We start from the raw sequence: 23952 nt of genomic DNA on the forward strand, positions 1-23952 counted from the left end.
CTGCGAGACTAGGCCATTGGAGGGTTCATTGAACCAGCAGCACGCGCATGCCGACAACGATCGTCGGACCCTGAGATCCTGGCATGAGTGGGCGTTCAAGGACGGAGGACGCCGGACGATACTCTGTGTCGAAACCGCGCTCGAAATGCGCTCTGGCGAGCCCGGCTTTGACCCTGACCAATTGTCCCTGTTGATCTCGGAAGCGATGGAGATGATGCGAGCTAGCCCGAGCCCAATCGATGAAGTCCGCATCGTCCCTGAACGTTAGCTCTGGACTGCCCGGGGCCCAAGCACAGATGGAGATAGGCATGGACGCTGATGAGTGGCGTAAGAAACGTGAAGCGCTGATTGGGCAGCTTCGCGATTTGGAGGCGGGTCGCATCTCGCATTGAGATGAGGGCGACACCCGCGAATTGAACAGAGAAACCACAGGAAAGCATCGAACGCGTGAAGCAACGGCTCGCTAACTTGGACGCCAAGTTTCAAGACGAGTCCGGTAGTCAAAATAGAGGTCGCCTATGGCATGGGGCTGAAGCTGATCCAAACTCTAGTCAAAGGCATCGACGGCACGCTCAGTATCAATAGCGCCGAAGGCACTCGCATCGAGGTCACGTTCCCGCTTTAAGCGGTGCCCACGTGCTTTGCACCCATTCCTGCCGGTAGCTAGTGGCAGCTTTAGACCCTTTGCTGCCATTAGCTGGACGTCCGCTCCCGACCCGTTGCGAACGTTGATCGACGTGAGGCACGCTTCTGTGTCTGTGTTGCGAGAGGACGCGCTACGGTGAGGCGGAAGAATTGGGGCGCCTTGGGCTGTGCTGCTTTTGTCGGTGCCGCAGTGGCGTTCCCCGCCGGGATGATTTTCGGCGGGCGCGACGCAAGCCCTCAGAACGACGGTGCGGGAGCCCAGCGGGATGGTGCGTCCGTGAAGACGAACTTCCGCAAAGTCTATTCGCCCAAGATCCATGACGATCCTTATGTCCAAGACCGGTGGCGGAAGGTGGTCGAGGCGCTTGAGGAACAGTGCCGGAATACAGGTGAACATTGCACCGAAGCGAAGGCGGCTCGTCGCTCGTTGGGTGAAAAGCCGTGAGGACTCTCGGCGTCTCCGGATGCACCCCTGCGGAGTGTCCGCTTTCGACCGAAAGCAGACATGAAGTCGACGCCCTCAGCGTGATCGGCTAAGGTGCGGCAAAGCCACCTGGGGGGTGCAATGGCTACTTCCATTGACGTGCCGTTCGCCGCGACTGCTACGGCGCGACGTGGGGACGAACGCTTTTTCTTGGGCGCGGCCATCGCGATGACTCTGGTCATCATCGCAGGCTTCTCGACCCAATTCGCGATGGGACGTTCCACCTTTTACTCGCCTCCCCTCGTTCATGCTCACGCGATCATGTTTATGGGTTGGGTCGCGATCTATCTCACGCAAAACATACTTGTTGCGACTGGGCGCATAGCCGTGCACCGTCGGCTTGGCTGGGTCGCCGCCGGCTGGATCGTGCCGATGATTGTACTGGGCTTTGCCGTGACAATCGCGATGGCCCGGCGGGGTCAGGTTCCATTCTTTTTCCAGCCACTGCATTTCCTCGTCTTCGATCCGCTTTCGCTTCTGACCTTCGCTGCGCTCACCGGTTGGGCTATCTGGTTAAGGCACAGAACGGACTGGCACCGCCGCCTTCACCTCTGCGGGATGGCAATGTTGATGGGGCCAGGTTTCGGCCGGCTGCTGCCAATGCCATTGCTTCAGCCCTGGGCTTGGGAAGCCACCTTCGTTGCCAGCCTTGTCTTCCCAATGGCCGGTTTGGCTTCCGACTGGAAACGCAGTGGCCGCGTTCACCCGGCGTGGCGTTGGGGAATCATGGCGATGACAGGCGGCTTCTTGCTCATCGAGGCCATCACCTACAGCAGCGTTGGGCAGGCGCTTTATACCTTGGTTACGGCCGACTCACCGGGTGCGCAGGTCCCACCGCTTCAGTTTGCGGCGCCCCGCGCGGACCCTTTGATGACTGGACGCGACTGACCTCCGAGCTCTTTAGTCGGCTTTGGGCCGGGGCGCGGGTCGCTCGTCTCCGCTCGCTGCAACGTCCGGTTTTGGCACGAGGGCCGATCACGTGGTTGATCAGGCGCTAACTAAAACGCAGTCCCCGGCGCACCAAACAAAGGGGATCTAAACAATGGCTAAGTTCATCAACATGCTGCGGGACGAGTCCGGCGCTTCGGCCGCCGAATACGCGCTCATTCTTGCGATCGTCGGTTCTGCGATTGCACTGGCGGCTATCTTCCTGGGTGGCACGATCTCGTCGGCTCTCAACGAATCGAGCACCTGCATCCGCACCAACGGCAGCACTTGTAATTAATGGTTCCGTAGCTCCCCCGCCATCGGGGAGCTCCGGCAAAAGGGGTCGCGTGGTCGCTCGGACACGCGACCCGTATCTGACTTTGGTCCACCCATTCCTGCCATTAGCTCGTTGATTGCCGCTCCTAGCCAGCGAGCGACCCATGATAGGGAGCGTAGGCACGGGACGGCTGAAACCCGATTACCTCTTCAGCAACTTGTCTTTGTGCTGGGCCAACAGATTGTCGAGCTCCTCGATCCGCAACCGTTGCGGCGTGCCCGCCGCCAAGCCCTTAAGGCGGCACTCGGCCCACAGTCGTTTGCGCTCCGACTCCAGTGCCTTGAGATACAGATCAGCCACTTCTCAGCTCCTGCTGCCGCGTTTCCTTGTGGGTCTCGATGTCGGGCCCGTCGGCTCTATGCCCGCCGGTCACGGCGGATCAGGCTGGACGGTCTGCAAGTTCCCTTTCGAGGTCCGCGATCAAGCATTTGGAGCGACTCAGTCGATCCTTTCGCTATCTCCTGGCGGGCATGGGTGAGAAGGTCCCTCCAATGGCCAAGCGTGTCTTCGTGGATCGTGTGGCCCTTCAGGCGGCGGGCGCTCTGGACCGCTGAGTTCAAGTTCCGTGCGATGCTGCCATGGATCTCCGTCAGGTGGTCCTTAGAGCAAAATCTCACCGACCGCACCGGAGTGGCATCACGAGAACCCGCAACATTATCGCCAAGACGCAGAACGCTCTCGCCGGATGGCGCACGAGGTTGAAGATGGACGACGCAATGCCAACCTCCTCGACGTGGCGCGGCAATACGATAAGGTCGCCGAGGAAGTCGTGACGAAGCAATAGTCTGCGTCTCGCTTCTATTGGCTAACTTCAGGCAGCGCGTCTCGAAAACTCACCAACGACCGGCGCCGCTCATCCCACAGCGCCAGGCGCCAGCATCCCAGGCTCTCCCGCAGAGTGACAACGTTGACGATGGGAATCAGCTCAGGGGCCGCGTCCACGCAGGCCTGAAGATGATAATTCGGAACCCGGCTGCAAAGGTGGTGCACATGGTGAATGCCGATGTTCCCCGAAAACCAGCCGAGAATCGGCGGGAGCTTGAAATGTGAGCTGCCGTTCAACGAAGCGGCATGGAAGTTCCAGTCGTGATCACGTTCCCAGTCTGCGGCGTGGAATTGGTGCTGGACATAGAACAGCCAGTTGCCGACCCACGCAGCGATAATGATCACCGGCAGATAGATCTTCAGCACGTGAACGGCGCCGAACGAAAAGCATGCAATGCCGAAGGTGACGACCAGCGCAAGATTGAGGCCAAGAATGCTGCGGCGTGAATCCTTATTATCGTGCGAGGGCAATCTCTGCAGGATAATGAAGTTGATCGGGGCTCCAAAGCCGACCATCACGAGCGGATTGCGGTAGAGCCGATACAATACCCGCTTCAACGAGCTGGCTGCCCAATACTCCTCGACTGTCCAGGTCTCCACGTCACCGCGGCCACGTCGATCCAAATTCCCAGTCGACGCATGGTGCGCCGCATGACCCTGAGCCCAACTACCGTAGGGCGTCAGAGTTAGCACGGAAAGCAGTCGCCCCAAGTGGTCGTTAGCGGATCGCGAGCGAAAGAAGGAACCATGTCCGCAATCGTGCTGAATGATGAAAAGCCTCACGAGCAATCCCGCCGCCGGCACTGCTAGTAACAGGGAAAGCCAGTAGCGATTCGCCGGAGTGGCGCCCATAAGGAGGAGCAGCCCCAAAAAGAGCGTCCCAGTCGCCGCTAGCTGGAGCAGACTTCGCTTTGCGTCCGCGCGATAGACGCTGAAACGTCGCGCTAGGAGTGGCCAGAGCGTCTCTGCTGTTGCAGGGTCACCCTCCCCAGGTTCGTGCACCACCAACGCAATCCACCCTTTCGCGGCCTATGGACGCAAGCGGATGAACTTTTCCCCTCGCTAAGACGCCATGGCGTATCGCGACCGTAAAGGCGACCTTTAGTCTTTGGGTCCTTGCAGCAGTGTTCCTCTGCCGGGAGACCGGTAATGGCAGGAATGGGTCGAAAGCTGCCACAGCACTCCACAAAAGTAAGATGCAGCCCGAAGTGATGCGAGGACTGGACCCGACACGCTCAATGCCGGGTCCGAAGGCAATTTCACGCGGCACTCACCTCCTCGTCAGGATTGTTGCGCCCCGCGCGAAGAAGCAAACCAGCAAACGCGAAGCCTAGCAGCAGCGTCATCCACGTCGCGGGCTCGGGGACGCTGCGCGCGGTCAGCGAGCCCGAAGACGTCAGGAAGTCGGCGATTTCCGCGTTTGTGCCATCTGCCGCTGGGTTCACGCGCGCTCGCGACCACAGGCTGAATGTGTAATTCGCTGGATCGAAGCCCATGGATCCGAGCAGCGCGAGGGGGACCGTCGCCGACAATGCGTCGCCGGCGACGCTAGTGCTACCCGCAAATTGATTAATCGTCGGAGCGCCCATCAGCGGGAAGGTGACCACCCGAAGCGTGCCGTCGGGGAACATCACCACGACCGCGTCGAACAGGATGCCCGCACCGACACTGGGGCTGCCGAACGACAGCCGTGGTGTCCCTGAGCCGCGATTGATGCCCCATACGAACAGGCTTCCGGGCGTCGTGCCGACGGTACCATTCTCAACGGTACTTAGAAGATAGGAGGACCCATCGAAGGCCACGTCACCGCTCAGAATGTCGACGTCGCCGTTTAGCGGGCCCGTGTAGGTGCCAAGATAATCGCCTTCTACATCGGCGATGGCGGCGGAGGCGGCCGTGGCCGACGTCAGGAGTGCCAACGCAGATACAAACTTGTACAAGAGCCGCATTACATCCTCCATGTTCAGGATTTGGATGCGCTCAGCATGGTGCGCGAACGTGCGCGGCCGATATGGGCCGCGGCTGATGATTTACCGGCGAACGCCTGATTTCAGGGCCGCGATGGGCGACTGCATGCCGATGCCGCTCCAATAGGCATCCAGGCCAATCGCGCGCGTCAGGTCGTCGAAGCGAGGGTCGCTCCAGGCGCCGCGCATCGGCGGCCAGAAGAGGAAATCTGTGTAGCGGCGGGTGTACGGTCCGATCGGCGCCGGAGTGCCAAACGCGCCACGGTTGAGGAAGTAGCGCTGCATGCTTTCGAAGCTCAGGTCGAGGCGACCTAACATTGCGAAGACTGGAGCGGCGTCGCCAATGGCTCGTACGTCTTGCTGAGCCATCTGCAGCTGGAAACGGATCGCCGCATCGATGTCGGCAGGTTGGCCGCGGTCGACGGCACGCGCGAGCGCCAGATAGGGCGCCACATCGGTGTCGGTGACCCCCGAGGGGCGGGCCTCCGGATCCAGCAGCAGCGCGACTGCCGAGGCGGGGCGGCCGCTGAACAGCAGGTGGTTGTACTTCGCGCTCCAAATGAATGGATTGGCAGGCCAGCGATCACTCGCCTCCTTGAGCAGTGCGTCCGCTTCCTGGATGCGGCCGGCGTTTGAAAGGGCTGCCGCGGCGAAGGCATAAGGCCCTGGAATGAGCGGGTCTCTCGCGATGACGCCCTGATGAAGCGCCGCACCTTCGAGGAGCCGGCCGACTTGATAATAAAGGATGGCGAGCCTGCCGTTGGCCAGCCAGTGTTCGGGATGGGCATCGCGGATGCGCCGAAGCTCCGTTTCCATGCGAGACCAATTACGGAAATAGGGTGTGATGCAGGCGAGCGCGAGCTGAGCGTCCGGATTGTCGGGATCGAGTTCCAGCGCTCGAAGCGCCGACGATCGGATGCGGGCCGGAAGTCCGTCCAGTTGAGCTTCGCTGAAGCCGTCCAGGCTATGAGTGTAGGACAAGGACAGCATGCCCCATGCTGCAGCGTATTTCGGGTCGACGCGCACAGCGCGTTCGAAATAGGCGACCGCCTGCCGCGTCTGGTCGGGCCTCGCGGCGCGTTGCGCGAGATCCCCACGACGCACGAGCTCCACGGCCTCAGGGTCTGGCCGGTGCGCCCACGGTTTCTGCCAAAGCATACCAATCCCGAGAGCGCCTCCCGCAGCTGACGCAGCCGCAATCAGCCACCTACGGCGATCCATGCGCGGGTTTGCCCCGCGCGGCAGCGACGCAGGGGACTTTGTCGCGCCAGTCCCCTCGACGATCCGGTAGCCGACCTTCGTGATGGTCTCGATGGTGAACGTGCCCGCGCCGACATCCGCAGCGACTTGGCGTAGCCGGAATATCGCGCGATTGATCGCGTCCTCGCCCACGATGCGTCCACCCCAGCACCAAGCAATCAGTTCGTCACGGGTAACGATGCGGCCGTTCGCGCGAGCCAGCGCGACAAGGACCTGCATCACGCGAGGCTCCAGTGTTTCCTCTTTGCCTTCATGCTGGATCTGACGGGTCGGTGGGTCGACCCGCAGCGCGCCCACAGTAAACGGCGGCTCGTGGGCGAGCACAATGTGACCTGGGATGGCGAGACCGTCGTGCTTCTCTTCCCCCATGCTGTGAGGTTAATCCATGTGGGCAAGGTTGGGAAAGAGGCCACTCGTGCTGGTTCCATGGGGTTCTAGAACAGCCGGAACTCACATATTAAGACATCGGGCCATCGATAACCCCGCGTCACTTCGCGCGGTCGTGCGGCGACTAGGTCATTGGGCCTAACCGCATCTCCTCATGGCAACTTTGGGTCGAAAGCTGCCATTACCTACTCACCAGAATGACGCGGGCGACCAAGAGCCCGCACCAGCCGGTATAACGCGCCTTGCATCATCATCTGTTATGGCGATCCGACGACCTGTTCGAGCAGGGTAAAATCCCTGTTTTGTCGATTGAGACACCTGTTCCGACCAATAACAGGGAACGCTCGCGGAACCTTTGAAAAGCGGCAGAAAATCGCCATTGCTTGGGGGATGGCTGCCCCAAACACGTTGCCCAACTGACTGTTTTGCGCAGCCAAATGAAGGTTTTTCCCTGTTCTTTCTGCTCGAGCAGGGAAAGTGGACCGTGCATCCGCCATACGGAGATAGGACCAGGCAAGTTGCCCTCTTCCCCCTGCACAGGTCCGGCTGGCGCGTCAGGCAGCGGCGGTTTGACTAGAAGAACCGGCCTTGTTCCGGGAGCTTAGGAGCTCGTTCAGGAGAAGAGACTAGTTGACCTGGTGCGTGGCGGAGAGGGTGGGATTCGAACCCACGGTACGGTTGCCCGTACGCCGCATTTCGAGTGCGGTGCTTTCGACCACTCAGCCACCTCTCCGCAGGGTTTGAAGGCGCTGGCCGGAACGAAGCCGGCTGGGCGGAGGGGCCTCTAGCAGCGCATATCGGGATTGCCTAGCCGCCTTGTCGACAGCCGCGAAACCCCTAGATTGCACCCATGACGCATCCCGAACGTTTCACGGACGTGACCTCGACCCCGATCCTCCCCCAGCTGCCGCAGGCGCGCTTCACGATAGGGGACGTCGTCCGCCATCGCCTTTTCGATTTCCGCGGCGTGATCTTCGACGTCGACCCCGTCTTTGCGAATACGGAGGAATGGTACGAGGCCATTCCCGAGGCGCTGCGGCCGTCGAAGGACCAGCCCTTCTACCACCTGCTCGCAGAGAATGCCGAGCAGAGCTACATCGCCTACGTAAGCCAGCAGAACCTGGTTGCGGACGAAACAGACGAGCCCGTCGACCATCCCGGCCTCGATGCCTATTTCAATGGCTACGAAGGCGGTCGCTACGAACTTCGCCCCGAGCACCGTCATTAGGTTGACAGCGTGAAGCCGCTGCCATAGGCGGCACGCTTTCGCGCGGGGGCCCTGCCTTGGCGCGCGTCCAGTTTTGCAAGAGAAGTGAGCCAATGTTCGCAGTCGTGCGCACGGGCGGTAAGCAATATCGCGTCACCGCCGGAGACAAGATCGTCGTCGAGAAACTCGCTGGGGAAGCCGGCGACCGCATCGACATCACCGACATTCTCCTCGCTGGGGAAGGTGCGGACCTGAAGCCGGTTGCCGGCCTGATCGTGGGCGCGGAAATCGTCGCCCAGGCGAAGGGCGAGAAGGTCACGGTCTTCAAGAAGCGCCGTCGGCACAACTATCGCCGGAAGAAGGGCCATCGCCAGCAGCACACGATCCTGAAGATTGTGTCGATCGGCGACCAGAAGGCCTCTTCCAAGGGTGCGAAGCCCAAGGCTGAGGCCGCTCCGGCCGAGACCAAGGCCGCTGCTGCACCTGCGAAGGCGGAAGCGGCTCCGGCGGCCGAGGCTCCGGCCAAGAAGGCTGAGCCGAAGGCAAAGGCCGACAAGGCGCCGTCGACAAAGGATGCTGCACCTGCTAAGGCCGCAGCCAAGAAGGCCCCGAAGGCCAAGTAATTCCACCTTTACGAAATTCAGGTAGCAGTACGTCATGGCACATAAGAAGGCAGGCGGTTCCAGCCGCAACGGTCGCGACAGTGAAAGCAAGCGCCTGGGCGTGAAGCTCTTCGGCGGCCAGAGCGCGCGCGCCGGAAACATCATCGTTCGTCAACGCGGCACGAAATGGCACGCGGGCACCAACGTCGGCATGGGCAAGGACCACACCCTTTTCGCCCTTACGGACGGCTGTGTGAACTTCCGCGACGGCAAGCTCGGCCGCAAGTACGTACATATTATGCCGAACGCAGCCGAGACGAACGCATAGGGACAGGTCGATAAAGGGCCATCCCGAGAGGGGGCAGCCCACCGAGTTCCAGCAGGATCTCAAAGGGAGAAGAGGGAAGCCCCCTCCTCTCCCTTTCTTGTTTCTGAAAGGCCCAAATCTTCTCCCGAAACAGTCACGGAGCGCCGCTATGGCGCGCCGCAGAGGAGAAGAACGATGTTTGCGAGAACCGAACGCCTGCTGCTGAGGCCCGGCTGGGCTGAAGACGCCCCGGCACTTGCCGCGGCGATTGCAGACGAGATGATCGTGCGCAATCTCGCGACCGCTCCGTGGCCCTATAGCCTGCGAGACGCTGAGGCCTTTCTCGCGCAGCCCCGCGACCCGATCCTGCCGTCCTTCCTCATATTCGAGCGGACGGACGGCGAACCCAATCTCGTCGGCTCATGCGGCCTGGGCCGGCGCCCATCCGGCGCCGTCGAGCTCGGCTACTGGATCGCCCGGCCTTACTGGGGGCTCGGCTATGCGACTGAGGCCGGCCTCGCGCTGGTCGAGATCGCCCGCGCGCTCCGTCTCCAGAACCTCGAGGCGTCTTACTTCCTCGACAACCCCGCGTCGGCGCGGGTCCTGGAAAAGCTCGGATTCGAAGCGATCGGCATCACTGCGCCTCGCATGAGCTGTGCGCGCGGCGTTGAAGCGCAGGCGAGGCTGCTGCGGCTGGACCTCAGCAATGCGGCAGAGATTGAGGAGGACGAAGCGCTGGCCGCCTAGGACGCGTTACGGACCTTCTTGAGCGGGGCGGGCGCTGCGGTCGCGGCGGCGCTCGCCTCGTACCGCCTCAGCAGGTCGCGGTCGTCGATCGACCAGGGGTGGAAGCCCGGCAGGAAGAAGTGGATCCAGGCACCGGCGATCTTCCGGAACATGCCGGGATAGACCCAGAGGTACCAAAGCAGCTTCGACCAGGCGCGCAGACCCGTCACGCCGTCCTGACGCATCAACTCCAGCGATCCCAGGGTGCGATCGACGAGGAAGTTGCGGGTGACGAAGAGCATCACCTTCGCCTTCACGCTCCAGCGCTTCTTGCGCGGCCAATTGCGGGTCGCGTGCAGCCAGGTGTCGTAAGCGACGCCCTTGTGCTCGATCTCCTCGCACGCATGCCACCGCCAAAGGTTGGCCGCCTCTTCATCGGCACCCTCGAGGTGCGACGGGTTCTTGAGCAGCTGGTGCGCGAGGATGGCCGTGAAATGCTCGAGCGCCATGGTGGCGGCGAGGCTGACGACCGGGGGCCGCTGGCGGCTGAAGCTCAACCGATATTCGATGCGCTCTTCCAGCTCGGTCAGATCGTAGCCGGCGTCCGCGGCTCGACGATTGAAGGCATCGTGCTCGCGGCTATGGATCGCCTCCTGCGTCGTGAAGGCCTTGATCTCAGCGGCAAGTTTGGGCGGCGTTCCCTCGCGGAAGGCGCGGACGCTCTCCACGAAATAGGCCTCGCCGGCCGGGAAGGTCGCCGACAGCGCATTATAGATGGCAGTGGCCTCGACGCGGCCGCCGTGCCACAGACGTTGACTGAGGGCTCCGCGCTCGAACTTCCGGTCGCGCGGAGTGATCGTCAGATCGGCGGGTGTAGGCAGAGTCGTCGTAGCCATATGCTCAGGGTAGAATAACTTACACAAGTGTCAATAAGCCGTAAACGCCTGAACTCCGAAGAGAGCCGTTCCGTCGCTCTGGAGGCCGCGCGTCTCCTCCTCCTCGAACAGGGTCCGCAGGCCGTCACGCTCAAGGCCGTGGCGGCGAAGGTCGGGCGCACGCACGCCAATCTGCTTCACCACTTCGGCTCGGCCGCGGGACTGCAGGCGGAGCTTGCCCGGTCGATCGCCGATCGCGTGACCGGAAGCATCGCCGAAGCCGTCGGCCGCGCACGCGCAGGAGAGGCTGAAGCGCGTGAAGTCGTCGACGGCACGTTCGACGCGTTCGACCGTGAGGGTGCCGGAGCGCTCGCCGCCTGGATGATCCTGTCGGGCAACCGCGACGCCCTCGACCCTATCCTCGAATCCATCCGCGCTTTGGTCGCCCAGCTCAGCATCGGCCACGAAGAGCATCACGTGGGCGAGACGACGCTTTGGCTCGTGCTTGCCGCACTGGGCGATTCCTTGCTCGGCGCATCGATCGCCGATGCCCTCGCCCTGCCCCGCGATGCCGCCCGGAGCCTCGCGGCGGAGCGCCTGCGGTTCCAGCTGGAGTCGGCGCATCCTCGCCCCTGAGGTGGCAATCCGCGCCGCGCGCGCCTAACTCCCTGCGATGCATTTTCTCGACCAGGCCAAGATCTACGTCCGTTCCGGCTCCGGCGGCCCCGGCGCCGTGAGCTTCCGGCGCGAGAAGTTCATCGAGTTCGGCGGCCCCGACGGCGGCGACGGCGGCAAGGGCGGCGACATCATTTTCGAAGCCGTTCCGGGCCTCAATACGCTCATCGACTTCCGGTACACCCAGCACTTTCGGGCCAAGCGCGGCACGGGCGGCGCGGGATCGAACCGCACCGGCGCCAACGCGCCCGACCTCGTCATCAAGGTTCCGGTCGGCACGCAGCTCCTCGCCGACGACGAGGATCGCACGATTCTCGCCGACCTGACCCTTGAGGGTCAGCGAGTCACCTTGCTCGAAGGCGGAATGGGTGGGCGCGGCAATGCCAGCTACAAGACCTCGACCAATCGCGCGCCTCGCCAGCACCAGCCGGGCATTGAGGGCGAGGAGATGTGGGTCTGGCTGCGGCTGAAGCTGCTCGCCGATGCCGGGCTCGTCGGCCTTCCGAATGCGGGCAAGTCGACCCTCCTTAATTCGGTGACGAACGCGTCGGCAAAGGTCGGCGACTATCCCTTCACGACGCTGCGGCCGCAGCTGGGCGTGGTTCGCCACAAGGGCACGGAGTTCGTGCTTGCCGACATTCCGGGCCTGATCGAAGGAGCGGCGGAAGGTGCCGGCATCGGCGACCGCTTCCTCGGCCACGTCGAGCGCACGCGGCTGTTGCTGCACCTTGTGGACGCCGCCGGCGAGGATCCGGTCGAGGCCTGGCGCGTCGTTCGCGGAGAGTTGGAAACCTACGGCGAAGGGCTGGAGGACAAGCCCGAGGTCATCGCACTTAGCCGCGCCGATCTCGTCGACGAAGAGCGCCTTCGCGAGCTGAAGGCCGAAATCGCGGACGTTACCGGCACAACGCCATTCCCCATCTCCGCCCCGCTTGGCGAGGGGCTGGAGCCGCTACTCGACGCCATCATCCAGCGGCTGGGGCCGTCCGATGAGCCGCTGGAGGAAGTGGCCGAAGGCGATCGGCCCTGGTCTCCCCTATGATTCTAGCCGTCACGGGCGGCACGGGATTCGTCGGCCGGCGGCTCATCACCCTCGCAGTTCAAAGCGGGCATCAGGTGCGTGCCCTCACCCGCCGCCCGCAACAGCCGGCCGACGGCGTCGAGTGGATCGACGGCGACCTCGGCAACCGCGACGTCCTGGAGCGGCTCGTCACCAGCGCCGATGCGGTCATCCACGTCGCCGGCGTGATCAACGCGCCGGATGCAGCAGGCTTCGAAGCAGGCAACGTCACCGGAACCCTGACGATGCTGGCCGCGGCCACGGCGGCGGGGGCCCAGCGCTTCGTGCACGTATCCTCGCTCGCCGCACGCGAGCCGAAGCTGTCGCAATACGGTGCGTCCAAAGCGCGCTCGGAAGAGCTCGTCGAAGGCTCGGGCCTCGACTGGGTGATCGTCCGCCCGCCGGCCGTGTACGGACCTGGCGACAAGGAAACGCTGGAGCTGTTCAAGATGGCTCGCGGCGGTCAGATCTTCATGCCGCCGGCGGGTCGCCTCTCGCTGATCCACGTCGACGACCTCGCACGGCTGCTCCTGTCCGCCGCGGCGCCGGACGCACCGAAGAAGATCGTCATCGAGCCCGATGACGGACGGCCCGGCGGCTGGAGCCACCGCGAATTCGGTGCTGCCCTCGGCAAGGCCGTAGGAGTGCCCGCGCGCACAATATCGACGCCGCGTTTCCTGCTTGCCGTGGGCTCCAGGCTCGACCGGATGGTCCGCCGCCACAAGGCGAAGCTCACGCCCGACCGCGTCGCCTATTTCTGCCACCCGGACTGGGTGGTCTCGCCGGATCGCGCGCCGCCGCCCGCCTTATGGCAACCGCTTGTCCCGACCCGGGAGGGCTTGGAGGAGACGGCTCGCTGGTACCGCGAGCAAGGCTGGCTTTAGCGACGCCGCCCCCGCTCGGGCCGGGCATTCCAGTATAACGCAGTTGAATGTCAGGCACTGGGGTCTCGGGTTAAGAACGATCCCAAGATGTCCTCGAACTTCGAAGATTTGGCGCGCATTTGTCGCCAGCAGGCCCTGCTTTCCCTGAGCAGCGAGACGCGGGCTGCGCTTCTAGGGCTGGCGGAACGCTACGACGCAGAAGCGAAGAAAAAGCTGAGCCGGAAAACTACTTTCGAGAGATAAAGAAACAGCTGGCTAAGCGAGCGCGTAAGGCCTCTCGACCCGCGGATCACCGCCAGGAGGGCGGAGAAGGCTAGCGCCACTTCACCGTGTGTTTGCCCAAGGGTCGCGACCTTCAGTTGCGACGACCAAGGCGTCGGCCTTCCACCCATTCCTGACACCGACTAGCGCACGCTGGATTGGTCTGTCGCAACTCTACCCCTCCGTTGGGCGTTGATGCGGAGGTGGAGACTGCATCTTCTTGACTGGCCGGTGCAGCGCTCGACGGACTTGTCGGGCCCCTCAAGTGTCGCTCGTACTGTTCCCGGGGTCTGCCGCCGCCGGAGGAAGATTTGTGTCCTACGCACAACGAAGACCAATAGGCGCCAGTCGAACATTCGCGATTGCGATCGTTGCGCTGACCCAGGCCTCGCTCGGTTACGCCATCGTCGCTGGTCTCGCTTTCACGCCAATCCATGAGGCGCACGATGGCTTGAAGACGTTCAACGTCGAGGAGGTGCAGCCGCCGCCAGAACTGCCGCTGCCAGAGGTCCCTCCGCCCAAACCGAAGGAAGCGCGAATGAGTGATCCGCCGGTCGTGGCGCCGCCGACACCGACCAAAGCGGATCCGTTCCCGCTCATGTTTGAGGCTCCACCCTCAGTAGCCGGCCCCGCGGCTGCACCCCTACCGCCGGCGCCGAGCTTTCCATCGCAGCTTTCCTCGGCGCCGCCCGTAATGGAGCAGGTTCCACCCCGCAGCGCGACTGGCGATCTGCAGAGCTTGTTTCGCTCAGCGGACTACCCGATCGCGGCGCTCGAACGCAGGGAGCAGGGCTCTGTGAGCGTAAGGATGACAGTAGGCGTTACAGGCCTTGTGACTAACTGCGACGTCACCTCCTCAAGCGGCTCGCGCACGCTCGACGAGGCGAGCTGTCGAATTCTGCAAAGTCGCGCCTTATTCACTCCGGCTCGCGACAGCGGAGGAAACTTGACGACGGACACCGTGCGCCAGGAAATCCGCTGGGTTCTTCGCTCAACCTGAAGCGTGTTTCCGACCCTTTCCTGCCGTTAGAAAGCGGGCATCATCACCGTGGTTAGCGGGATTTCTCATTTGCCCCTGTCGTGGTGCAGGAGACCAGCGCCAAGCAGCCTCTTTCGGCTAATGGCAGCTTTCGACCCAAAACGGACATTAGGGCGGCTGGAACGCGCGCGCCCAGAGCTAATCTAGTGTGCTGCCTGAACACTTCGGAATCGCAACGGATCGGCGCCCCCAGTCAACTCGGAAATCAGTACCGAGCCATGATGTTCCTCGACGAGGACATTACCGATGTTCGGGCAATAATACTTGAACTCGGTCGACCCCTTTTCGAGGCTGCTGAACTCTTTGGTCTTGATGCAATTGGTGAACGTTCCTGGCGGGTAGGCGTCTTCGCGTTTGAGCTTCACGGTGACGCTCGTTGACGTCACGGTCGCCTGATCGACGGCCACATCCTCAGCTTGCTCCTGGTAATAGGTATCGCCCGAACGAGGTTGGGCGAGCATGATGATTCCGGGGAGTGCACCGACCGGGTTGTCGCCGGCAATCCATGAACCTTCGCCGAGCGGGCAGGTGCCGAGGGCGCAATTATAAGTGTCCTCGCCGAAGTACCAGACATTGCCGTCATCATCCTGGGCGTAATAATCGAGGGTGTCTTCGACGAGCGCCGAGGCGTCGGTCGTGCAGGTTTCATTTTCATAGGCCGTATCGCGAACGACGCGGGTCGTGACCCCATCGATGACCCTCGTGTCGCTCGTGACGGTCGTGACGACGACTTCGCAGCCGTCCATGGATTCGGCTTTGTAGGTTTGCGTAGTGCCCGGAGAGAGTGGGAAGTAGGCGTTGTCGATGCCGAGCGGATCCGAGAAGTTGGTCGCGCTAAAGGTCGCCTCGATGGTTCGAGCCTGCGCGCCGGTCGCGATAACCGCACAGCCTGCTGCAAATATAGAACTGAGTGATCGTGCCTTGCCGGAGTTTCGCATCATTCTCTCCTGACGATGATCCAAGGAGGAAGTGCGGGGCTGAGCGAGTTTGCGGCCCGCGAGCGGCCTTTACTCTTTCACACGTCGGATTGCGAGGAAAAGCAAACGGATTGCAACGTCCGCTTTCCACCCATTGCTGCCATTAGCTCGTTGATTGCCGCTCCTAGCCAGGGAGCGAGCCAAGAACCGACCGCCGCAAGTCATCGTAGGAGCAAGGCTCCCGCTCAGACTTATGCACGTCTGGGCCATTCGGGTTCGGCTCCAGATCGAAGGAGGTGTGCTCTGAAGGTGCCGTATTCTGCGGTTGCAGAGCGCTGAACTAGGCAATGGGTCCGGAAACCAGACGCTCGCTAATGGCAGGTATGGGTCGAAAGCGGACGCTAGGAGTGGACGGCAAACATCTGAGAAAAGTTCGCAGGTGACTGCCTCCACCGCCAGAAGCCGGCTGCCAAACGCCTAACTGTTGCATCCAGCACACGGTGTGCCTTTCGCATGATCGGCGGGCTTGACAACTCCATCAGCCGCAATGAAAGTGAACGTTCTCAATATCGGGGCGTAGGGAGACCGCGCCGACGTTTGAGGGGGAGAGAAATCAATGCGTTCTTCGGCGGCTCGTGCACCCATGCACTGGTTGGTTGGCGTGTCTGCACTGGCGATGGTAGCGGTTCCGGGAACTGCGCTGGCCCAGGATGCAGCGACGACTGCAGGTCAACCTGGCGATTCGGAGATACCTCCGTCTCCGCCTGCCGACGAGGCGCCCGCAGGCGACATCGTCATCACCGGCATCCGTGCCAGCTTGCGCGCGTCAATGGACATCAAGCGCGATGCTTATGGTGTCGTCGATGCGATCTCGGCCGAAGACATCGGCAAGTTCCCGGACACGAACCTGGCGGAATCGCTCCAGCGCATCACCGGTGTGTCGATCGACCGTTCGAACGGCGAAGGCCAGTTTGTCACGGTTCGCGGATTTGGCCCTGAATTCAACCTGGTAACCCTTAACGGACGCCAGATGCCGACGTCCTCGCTGGGCGATGGCGCCAGCCCGCCGTCGTCGCGCTCCTTCGACTTCGCAAACATCGCGTCGGAAGGCATTTCCGCAGTCGAGGTCTACAAGACCGGCCGCGCCTCCATTCCGTCGGGCGGTATCGGATCGACCATCAACATCCGCACGCCGCGTCCGTTCGACAAGACGGGCATGCGCGGCAGCGTCGCGGTCAAGGGTGTCATCGACACCTCACGCGAAGGCGACTTGACGCCGACGCCGGAAATTTCCGGCATCTTCAGCGACACGTTCATGGACAATCGCGTCGGCATTCTCGTCACCGGTTCCTACCAGCGGCGCAAGGCCAGCACGAACCAGGCGAACGTCGGCTGGCGCGACGGATACCTGGGTTCCGAGAACAATTGGGGCTCGCTCGCACAGCCCGGCGACCCACGTTTTGGTAACATTATCAATCGGCCTGGTCCGACCGACGTTTACGAGGTTCCTCAGAACGCGTCGTACGACCTGAACCAGATCGACCGGAAGCGCGTGAACGGGCAGGCGGTTCTGCAGTTCGAGCCCGTCGACAATCTCGTCGGCACGATCGACTACACCTATTCGCGCAACACGGTCGAAGTTCGGAATGCCAACGTCGGCATCTGGTTCAATCACGGAGACACGTCCAGCGAGTGGACTGACGGTCCCGTTGCCGGGCCCGTGTTCTACACGGAGCGCTTCACGCCGCCGGATCCGGGCTGCGTCGCGCCGAACTCGACCTGCAACATCGGCAAGGACCTGTCCTACAGCGGCGCGCTGACGGCGAACCGCACCGTCAACAAGTCGCTCGGCGGCAATCTGCAGTGGAAGGGCATCGACAACCTGACCCTGACGCTGGACGGCCATCATTCGACGGCGGAATCGAAGCCGACCAACAAGTACGGCACCAGCGTTTCGGTCGGCACGGCGATCTTCGGCGTGACCAGCCAGACGATCAACTTCGACCACGACCTGCCGATCATCTCGTTCGACATGGCTGCCGGCGTCGACCCGATGAACAGGGCGCTGATCACTCCGACGGGCAATGCCTTCCGCAACGCCTACTTCAAGGACGAGATCAACCAGGGTCAGCTGACCGGGCGCTACGATTTCGACACGTCGTTCCTCGACAGCGTCGATTTCGGAGTCTCGTACACCGAGAACAAGATCCGCTCCGCCTACGGCTTCCTGCAGCACGACACCTGGGGCGGTGCCGGACCCGCGACCGACATTCCCGACGACATCTTCCGGCTGGTCACTCTGCCGGACAAGTTCGACGGCGTGTCGGGTCACAACGATCCGAGCATGGTCCAGAGCTTCTACTCCTGGGACTTCGAGCGGATGGTCGACCTGATCGACAGCCTCTACGGAGTCTGCGGCGGTGACGGTAACTGCCTCGCGGAGTTCACGGTCGACCGGCGCACGAAGGAGCGGACGTTCGCGCCGTATATCCAGCTGAACAACACGTTCGACCTGCTGACGCGCCCTGCGCACCTTGTGGCGGGCCTGCGCTACGAGAAGACGAAGGTCGACTCTTCGGCGTTGGTCCCGATCCCCTCTGGTACCCAGTGGGTCGCGGACAATGAGTTCAACGTCACCTACAGCGGCGACAGCGACTTCACGACATTCAAGGGCTCCTACAAGGAGTGGCTGCCGTCGGTCGACTTCGACATGTCGCCGATGGACAACGTGAAGCTGCGCGCTTCGTACAGCCACACAATCACCCGTTCAGACTATGCGAGCCTTCAGGGCGGCCGGACGATCGACACCTTGTTCCGAGTAGGCGGCGGCACCGGCAGCCAGGGCAACCCGGGCCTGCTTCCGTACAAGTCGAAGAACATCGATTTCTCGGCGGAGTGGTACTACGGGCCCGAAAGCTACGTCTCGATCGGCTATTTCCACAAGAACGTCAGCAACTTCATCTCTTCGACGCAGGTCCACACGCCGGCGTTCGACCTGCACACGCCGGTCGGAGGCCCGCGCTACAACGCTGCGCTCGCGGCACTGGGACCTGACGCCAGTGCAACGGCGATCCGGAACTACATCTTCCAAAACTATCCGGGCAGCTCGGCCCAGGCGCCGAACGGGCAGATCCTCATCTTCGGCCTGCCCGAGGATCCGCTGGTCGACTTCGTCATCAACACGCCGTTCAACAGCGACCAGAAGGCCAAGATCCACGGCTGGGAATTCGCGGTTCAGCATAGTTTCTGGGACACGGGCTTCGGCGTCATCCTGAACTATACGATCGTGAACGGGGACGCGAAGTACGACAACGCGCTGCCGTGGAACGTGCCGCAGTTCGCGCTGCCGGGTCTCAGCGACAGTGCCAACGCCGTGCTCTTCTACGACAAGAACGGGCTCCAGGCGCGTATCGCCTACAACTGGCGCGACGAGTTCCTGTCCGGAACGGGCATCAACCCGTTCTACATCGAAAAGTACGGACAGGTGGATGCCAGCGCGAGCTACGAGTTCCGCAAGGGGCTGTCGGCCTTTATCGAGGTCATCAACCTGACGGGCGAAGGCCGCAGGGGGCATCGCAGGTCCGACCGGAACGTGTTCTTCGCATCGCCGGGCGATGCCAGATGGTCAGGCGGTTTCCGCTTTACCTTCTGACGCGACAGGGATGCCGCGACCTTGCGGAAACGGTACCCTGCTGCGAGGATAGCTTCTCAAGCAGTTGAGCTTGGTGCGGGAGCGGCAGGCCGAGCGGACGGATTCGGGGCGTGACAACCGCAGTTTCGAAGGTTGTGATCGTAGGCGGCGGGACGGCCGGATGGCTCTCCGCATGCAGCATCGCGGCCGCTGCCGGGCCTGTTTCCGAGCGTCGCGTCGAAGTCATGCTCGTCGAATCCCCGGACATCCCGACCATTGGCGTCGGTGAGGGCACCTGGCCGACGATCAGGCGAACGCTGGAGCGGATCGGCATCTCGGAAGCCGAGTTCCTGGTCAGCTGCGATGCTTCGTTCAAGCAAGGCTCGCGGTTCGATGGTTGGCACACCGGTGAAGCCGGCGACCGTTATTACCATCCGTTCGTCGCGCCCATCGGCGGAGATCCCAGCGAAGCCGTAGAGGCCTGGCAACGCCATGCGCGGAGCGCCACTTTCGCCGAGGCTGTCTGCGCACAGCCGAAAGTCTGCGCGCTAGACCTCGCGCCGCGGCAGAGGACGATGCGGGATTATGCCGGCGCACTGAATTACGCCTACCATCTCGACGCCGCGAAGCTGGCCACGCTGCTCACCAGGCACGCGACCCAGCGGCTGGGGGTCCGCCACATCCGCGACCATGTCACGGAAGTGGAGATGGCCGGGAACGGGGACATCGCCGGAGTGCGTACGCGCGACAACGGACTGATCGAAGGCGACCTGTTCCTCGACTGCACGGGGCATTCCGCGCTGCTGATCGGCGATCGCTACGGAGTGCCATTCGTCGATCGCTCCGCGCAGTTGTTCAACGATCGAGCGTTAGCAGTGCAGGTGCCCGTGGCGCCGGGCATTGCGATCGCTTCGCAGACGATCGGGACCGCGCACGCAGCGGGCTGGCTGTGGGACATCGGCCTTCCGACCCGGCGCGGTATCGGCTGCGTCTATTCGTCGAGCCACATGAGCGACGAAGCCGCGGCGGAGACGCTCGAGGCTTACATCCGGCGCTCCACTCCTGGAGCGTCCATCGACGATCTTTCGCCCCGGCGCCTGACATTCCGTTCCGGTCATCGTCAGACCTTCTGGCATCGCAACTGCCTTGCCATTGGCCTCTCCGCGGGATTCCTCGAGCCGCTTGAAGCATCCGCCATCGTCCTCATCGAGCTTTCGCTCAACGCGCTGATCGAGAACTTCCCGGCGTCGCGCGACACGATGGAAATCCACGCGGGGCGCTTCAATCGCCTGTTCTCCTATCGCTGGGACCGGATTATCGAATTCCTGAAGCTGCACTATGTACTCAGCGAGCGAACCGAGCCGTATTGGCAGGATCACCGCCGCGCGGATTCCATTCCGGAGCGCCTCGCCGAATTGCTGCGCCTCTGGCACGACCAGCCGCCGTCGACATTCGATTTGCCGGAGATGGACGAGATTTTCCCCGCAGCCAGCTATCAGTACGTGCTCTATGGCATGGGTTATCCGGGGCCGAGACTGGGCCCGCTAACGGAGCCGTCGCAGGCCGACCTCAGCGGAGCCTTGCGGACGGTCAGCGATCGCTCACGGGCATTATCGTCGGCCCTTCCAACGAACCGCGCGTACCTCGACGCCTTGCGCGCCGCGCATGAGCCGATGCCGGCGGGAACAGTCCAATGAGCACGCACGAAATCCTGACGGCGGAAGCGCACCGCGACCTTCGCATCCGCACCGAGCGCAACGCGGATCTCGGCGACGCAGTCATGTCCTGCGTCACCGTGCCCGACGAGTTTCGCCGAGTTCAGAACGAATATCCGATCCTGTTCCGGCTCAGTCCGGAGCGCGACAGCTTCACCGCGCTGGCCATCTTCGGTTTCGAAACCGGCGAGAACCTGTTTCTCGAGGATGGGAAGTGGGATGCGCGCTACCGGCCGCTCGCCATGGAGATCCAGCCGTTCCTGATCGGCACGCCCGCCGAGGAGGGCGGTGGGCGGCAGGTCCATATCGACACGGCGAGCAGCCGCATCGGGAAGGGCGAAGGCGTCCGTGTCTTCGACGAGCATGGCCGTCCCACGCCTTTCCTCGAGAACATCGCCGACCAGCTTGGCGCTCTCCACGAGGGGTATCAGGCCTCTTCCGACTTCTTCGCGTCGCTACGCCGGCACGATCTGCTCGAGCCGATGACCCTTGAGGTGACGCTGAACGACGGATCGAAGAACCGGCTGGTCGGCTTTCACACGATAGACGAAGCGAGGCTTGAAGTGCTCGACGCCGACGCGGTGGGTGAGCTGCACGAGAACGGCCACCTGATGCCGATCTTCATGGCCGTCGCATCGCTTAGCAACCTGACCGCTCTCATCGCGCGCAAGAACAAGAAGATCGGCCATGGCTGAGGCTGATCCGGGTGCCATCGGCCAGATCGCGCCAATCGAGGAAATTTCGATTGCGGACGCCCCCGCTCTCGACGAGCAGCTCCGGAATGCGACCAAGCCCTTCGTCGTGCGCAGCCTCGTATCCGACTGGCCACTGGTGGAAGCCGGCAAGAAGTCCGGCCGCGAGGCGCGCGAATATCTGCTGCGCAAGCGCCGCAACGCGCAATTCACCGTGTCTATTGGCGAACCGGGCACGGGCGGGCGCCTGTTCTACGACGATGCGATGCAGATGAACTTCCGCACGGTGCGCGCGAAGCTTCCCGAGATCTTCGCGCAGATCGATGCGGCCGAGGACCAGGCCGACCCACCGCCGATCTATCTCGCCTCCATAGACATGCACGATTTCTTCGACGGGCTTCACGAGGCCAATCACGTCGACCTCGGCAAGCGCGATTGTCTAGCCAGCATCTGGATCGGGACGCGAACGCGGATCGCGGCGCACAACGACTTCCCGCAGAACCTGGCCTGCGTCGCGGTCGGCAGACGGCGCTTCACGCTCTTTCCGCCCGACCAGTTCCGAAACCTCTACCTCGGGCCGATCGACAATACGCCGGCGGGGCGCGCCGTCAGCATGGCCGACCTGCACAATCCGGACTTCGCCGCGCACCCGCGATTCCGCGAGGCGCTGAAGTATGCGCAGGTGGCAGAGCTCGATGCAGGCGACGCGCTCTACATCCCCTCCATGTGGTACCATCACGTCGAAGGGCTCGATCGCTTCAACATCCTCGTGAATTATTGGTGGCGCGAGACGCCGCGCTGGCTCGGCCAGCCGCAGGATGCGCTCAATCACGCCATGCTCTCCATCCGCGACCTGCCCGAAGGCGAAAAGGCGCACTGGCGCGAGCTGTTCGACTATTACGTGTTCGGAAAGCCTGAGGAGGTTACGGCCCACATTCCGGAGAAGGGCCGCGGAGTGCTCGGCCCTCTGACGACGGAGACGGCATCGCGCATCCGCAGTTTCCTGTTGAGGCAGCTTAGCCGATGAGCGGCGAGCACCGGCTTCGCCGTATCGTCGTCGCTGGCGGCGGAACCGCCGGCTGGATGGCGGCTGCCGCCATCGCGCGCACCTTGGGGAAGGTTGTCGACCTCACCTTGATTGAGTCCGACGCGATCGGGACGATTGGCGTCGGTGAGTCTACCATCCCGCCGCTGGTGACCTACAACCGCCTGCTCGGCATCAACGAAGCCGAATTCATGCGGGCGACCAACGCTACCTTCAAGCTCGGCATTCTATTCGATCATTGGAAGGACGTCGGCCACCGCTACTTCCATTCGTTCGGCCTGACGGGGAAGGACCATTGGTCCGCCGGTTTCCAGCACTTCTGGCTCTACGGCCTGGAGAAGGGACATCACGAGTCCTACGACGATTATTGCCTGGAGCTGATCGCGGCGCGGGAGGGCAAGTTCGCGCACCTTCCCGACGATCGCATGAACTATGCGTATCAGCTCGATTCCACGCTCTATGCGAAATTCCTGCGTGGCATGGCGGAAGGCGACGGCTGCAAGCGCGTAGAAGGCAAGATCGCCGATGTCGAGCTGGACGGCGAGAAGGGCGACATCGCTGCACTGCTGCTGGAGGACGGCACGCGGATCGAAGGCGATCTCTTCCTCGACTGCACCGGATTCAGAGCGCTGCTGATCGGTCAGACTTTAGGCGTCGGACATGACGATTGGACCCATTGGCTGCCATGCGATTCCGCCATTGCGGTGCAGACGGAGAGCGTCGGTCCGGCGGTGCCTTACACCCGCGCGATCGCGCACGACGCTGGCTGGCAGTGGCGCATTCCGCTGCAGCACCGCGTGGGCAACGGTTACGTCTGGTGCAGCCGCTATCGCGAGCAGGACGCGGCGATGGAGCGCCTCCTCGCCAACGTCGAAGGCGAGGTGCTCACGAAGGCGAACATCCTGCGCTTCGGTGCCGGCATGCGGCAGAAGCAGTGGCACCGGAACTGCGTCGCGGTCGGTTTGTCGGGCGGCTTCATGGAGCCGCTGGAATCGACCAGCATCCACCTGATCCAGCGCGCCGTGCTGCGCATCATCCGCATGCTTCCGCTACGCGAGATCAGCGAGCGCGACGTGAATGAATTCAACGATCAGCAAATCACGGACATGGTGCAGATCCGCGACTTCCTGATCCTGCACTATAAAGCGACCGAACGGGACGACAGCGACTTCTGGCGGTACTGCCGCGACATGCCGATTCCGGACACGCTCGAGCAGAAGATGGAGCTGTTCCGCGAGACCGGCCTCGTCTTCCGCAAGAATGACGAATTGTTCGTCGAGAACAGTTGGGTGCAGGTGATGATGGGGCAGGGCATCACGCCACGATCCTATCACCCGATTGCCGAGAAGCTGTCCGACGAAGAGCTGGCGAAGCTCCTCGCGACGATCCGCGAAACCGTCGCGCGCACCGTCGCGTCGCTTCCGGACCATGAAGCCTACGTGTCACGCTATTGCGCCACGTCTCGCGCGGCGGCCGCATAGCCC

Annotated in this window: 22 protein-coding genes and 1 tRNA gene; 16 read left to right on the plus strand and 7 right to left on the minus strand. The window is 62.8% G+C overall.

The window, feature by feature from the left end; translation table 11 throughout:
- Nucleotides 1-781 precede the first annotated feature (781 nt).
- The 3 genes from LZ016_RS14780 (at nucleotide 782) to LZ016_RS14790 (ending at nucleotide 2354) form a co-directional block, all read left to right on the plus strand.
- The gene (locus LZ016_RS14780; RefSeq protein ID WP_241448229.1) at nucleotides 782-1090 is read left to right on the plus strand and encodes a hypothetical protein; all 309 of its coding nucleotides are present in this window, start codon (nucleotides 782-784) and stop codon (nucleotides 1088-1090) included.
- A 207-nt stretch (nucleotides 1091-1297) separates the two neighbouring features.
- Entirely contained in the window at nucleotides 1298-2017 is a 720-nt protein-coding gene (locus LZ016_RS14785) for a hypothetical protein (protein ID WP_241448231.1), read from the plus strand.
- Nucleotides 2018-2171: 154 nt separating this feature from the next.
- A complete protein-coding gene (locus LZ016_RS14790) occupies nucleotides 2172-2354 on the plus strand; it encodes a Flp family type IVb pilin (RefSeq protein ID WP_241448233.1) in 183 nt (60 codons plus the stop codon).
- 180 nt (nucleotides 2355-2534) lie between these two features.
- On the opposite strand, the gene LZ016_RS14795 is transcribed toward LZ016_RS14790, so the two are convergent.
- The 5 genes from LZ016_RS14795 to LZ016_RS14815 all read right to left on the minus strand — a co-directional run bounded on the left by LZ016_RS14795 (nucleotide 2535) and on the right by LZ016_RS14815 (nucleotide 7565).
- On the minus strand, nucleotides 2535-2693 hold the full coding sequence (locus tag LZ016_RS14795; protein ID WP_241448235.1) for a hypothetical protein: 159 nt from the start codon (nucleotides 2691-2693) through the stop codon (nucleotides 2535-2537).
- A 498-nt stretch (nucleotides 2694-3191) separates the two neighbouring features.
- Nucleotides 3192-4070 (minus strand): fatty acid desaturase, encoded by an 879-nt coding sequence (locus tag LZ016_RS14800; RefSeq protein WP_241448393.1) that lies wholly within the window; start codon nucleotides 4068-4070, stop codon nucleotides 3192-3194.
- A gap of 407 nt (nucleotides 4071-4477) precedes the next feature.
- Nucleotides 4478-5167 carry a PEP-CTERM sorting domain-containing protein gene (locus tag LZ016_RS14805; RefSeq protein WP_241448237.1) on the minus strand — a complete coding sequence of 230 codons (690 nt, stop codon included), beginning with the start codon at nucleotides 5165-5167 and terminating at the stop codon, nucleotides 4478-4480.
- 81 nt (nucleotides 5168-5248) lie between these two features.
- On the minus strand, nucleotides 5249-6814 hold the full coding sequence (locus LZ016_RS14810) for a winged helix-turn-helix transcriptional regulator (protein WP_241448238.1): 1566 nt from the start codon (nucleotides 6812-6814) through the stop codon (nucleotides 5249-5251).
- A 661-nt stretch (nucleotides 6815-7475) separates the two neighbouring features.
- Nucleotides 7476-7565 (minus strand) — tRNA-Ser (locus tag LZ016_RS14815).
- Between the two features lie 117 nt (nucleotides 7566-7682).
- On the opposite strand from LZ016_RS14815, the gene hspQ reads away from it, so the two are divergent.
- From hspQ to LZ016_RS14835, 4 genes are all read left to right on the plus strand, one after another.
- Nucleotides 7683-8060 carry a heat shock protein HspQ gene (hspQ, locus tag LZ016_RS14820; protein WP_241448239.1) on the plus strand — a complete coding sequence of 126 codons (378 nt, stop codon included), beginning with the start codon at nucleotides 7683-7685 and terminating at the stop codon, nucleotides 8058-8060.
- Between the two features lie 92 nt (nucleotides 8061-8152).
- Entirely contained in the window at nucleotides 8153-8662 is a 510-nt protein-coding gene (gene rplU / locus LZ016_RS14825) for a 50S ribosomal protein L21 (RefSeq protein WP_241448240.1), read from the plus strand.
- A 34-nt stretch (nucleotides 8663-8696) separates the two neighbouring features.
- Complete coding sequence (gene rpmA / locus LZ016_RS14830) at nucleotides 8697-8969, plus strand: 50S ribosomal protein L27 (RefSeq protein ID WP_241448241.1); 273 nt, start codon at nucleotides 8697-8699, stop codon at nucleotides 8967-8969.
- A 174-nt stretch (nucleotides 8970-9143) separates the two neighbouring features.
- Nucleotides 9144-9695: a GNAT family N-acetyltransferase gene (locus LZ016_RS14835; RefSeq protein ID WP_241448242.1), complete on the plus strand. Its 552-nt coding sequence runs from the start codon at nucleotides 9144-9146 to the stop codon at nucleotides 9693-9695.
- Here LZ016_RS14835 and LZ016_RS14840 read toward each other — a convergent pair.
- Nucleotides 9692-10570 (minus strand): metal-dependent hydrolase, encoded by an 879-nt coding sequence (locus tag LZ016_RS14840; protein ID WP_241448243.1) that lies wholly within the window; start codon nucleotides 10568-10570, stop codon nucleotides 9692-9694. The two genes, LZ016_RS14835 and LZ016_RS14840, sit on opposite strands and share 4 nt — an antisense overlap.
- A gap of 27 nt (nucleotides 10571-10597) precedes the next feature.
- Between LZ016_RS14840 and LZ016_RS14845 the strand changes: the two genes are divergently transcribed.
- From LZ016_RS14845 to LZ016_RS15775, 4 genes are all read left to right on the plus strand, one after another.
- Entirely contained in the window at nucleotides 10598-11185 is a 588-nt protein-coding gene (locus LZ016_RS14845) for a TetR family transcriptional regulator (RefSeq protein WP_241448244.1), read from the plus strand.
- Between the two features lie 37 nt (nucleotides 11186-11222).
- Nucleotides 11223-12266, plus strand: coding sequence for a GTPase ObgE (obgE, locus tag LZ016_RS14850; RefSeq protein ID WP_241448245.1), 1044 nt, complete (start codon nucleotides 11223-11225; stop codon nucleotides 12264-12266).
- Nucleotides 12263-13168 (plus strand): NAD-dependent epimerase/dehydratase family protein, encoded by a 906-nt coding sequence (locus LZ016_RS14855; protein WP_241448246.1) that lies wholly within the window; start codon nucleotides 12263-12265, stop codon nucleotides 13166-13168. The genes obgE and LZ016_RS14855 overlap by 4 nt, the downstream gene beginning before the upstream one ends.
- A 955-nt stretch (nucleotides 13169-14123) precedes the next feature.
- The gene (locus tag LZ016_RS15775) at nucleotides 14124-14429 is read left to right on the plus strand and encodes an energy transducer TonB (RefSeq protein ID WP_366512944.1); all 306 of its coding nucleotides are present in this window, start codon (nucleotides 14124-14126) and stop codon (nucleotides 14427-14429) included.
- 182 nt (nucleotides 14430-14611) lie between these two features.
- On the opposite strand, the gene LZ016_RS14860 is transcribed toward LZ016_RS15775, so the two are convergent.
- The gene (locus tag LZ016_RS14860; RefSeq protein WP_241448247.1) at nucleotides 14612-15430 is read right to left on the minus strand and encodes a hypothetical protein; all 819 of its coding nucleotides are present in this window, start codon (nucleotides 15428-15430) and stop codon (nucleotides 14612-14614) included.
- 571 nt (nucleotides 15431-16001) lie between these two features.
- Here LZ016_RS14860 and LZ016_RS14865 point away from each other — a divergent pair.
- The 5 genes from LZ016_RS14865 to LZ016_RS14885 all read left to right on the plus strand — a co-directional run bounded on the left by LZ016_RS14865 (nucleotide 16002) and on the right by LZ016_RS14885 (nucleotide 23949).
- Nucleotides 16002-19037, plus strand: a complete 3036-nt coding sequence (locus LZ016_RS14865) for a TonB-dependent receptor (protein WP_241448248.1) — start codon at nucleotides 16002-16004, stop codon at nucleotides 19035-19037.
- Nucleotides 19038-19147: 110 nt separating this feature from the next.
- Entirely contained in the window at nucleotides 19148-20713 is a 1566-nt protein-coding gene (locus tag LZ016_RS14870) for a tryptophan halogenase family protein (RefSeq protein ID WP_241448249.1), read from the plus strand.
- Complete coding sequence (locus LZ016_RS14875; RefSeq protein WP_241448250.1) at nucleotides 20710-21426, plus strand: SapC family protein; 717 nt, start codon at nucleotides 20710-20712, stop codon at nucleotides 21424-21426. Before LZ016_RS14870 ends, LZ016_RS14875 begins: the two co-directional genes overlap by 4 nt.
- Nucleotides 21419-22450, plus strand: coding sequence for a cupin-like domain-containing protein (locus LZ016_RS14880; protein ID WP_241448251.1), 1032 nt, complete (start codon nucleotides 21419-21421; stop codon nucleotides 22448-22450). The genes LZ016_RS14875 and LZ016_RS14880 overlap by 8 nt, the downstream gene beginning before the upstream one ends.
- A complete protein-coding gene (locus tag LZ016_RS14885) occupies nucleotides 22447-23949 on the plus strand; it encodes a tryptophan halogenase family protein (RefSeq protein WP_241448252.1) in 1503 nt (500 codons plus the stop codon). The genes LZ016_RS14880 and LZ016_RS14885 overlap by 4 nt, the downstream gene beginning before the upstream one ends.
- Nucleotides 23950-23952: the final 3 nt, after the last annotated feature.

The organism is Sphingomonas telluris (assembly GCF_022568775.1).
GTDB lineage: Bacteria > Pseudomonadota > Alphaproteobacteria > Sphingomonadales > Sphingomonadaceae > Sphingomicrobium > Sphingomicrobium telluris.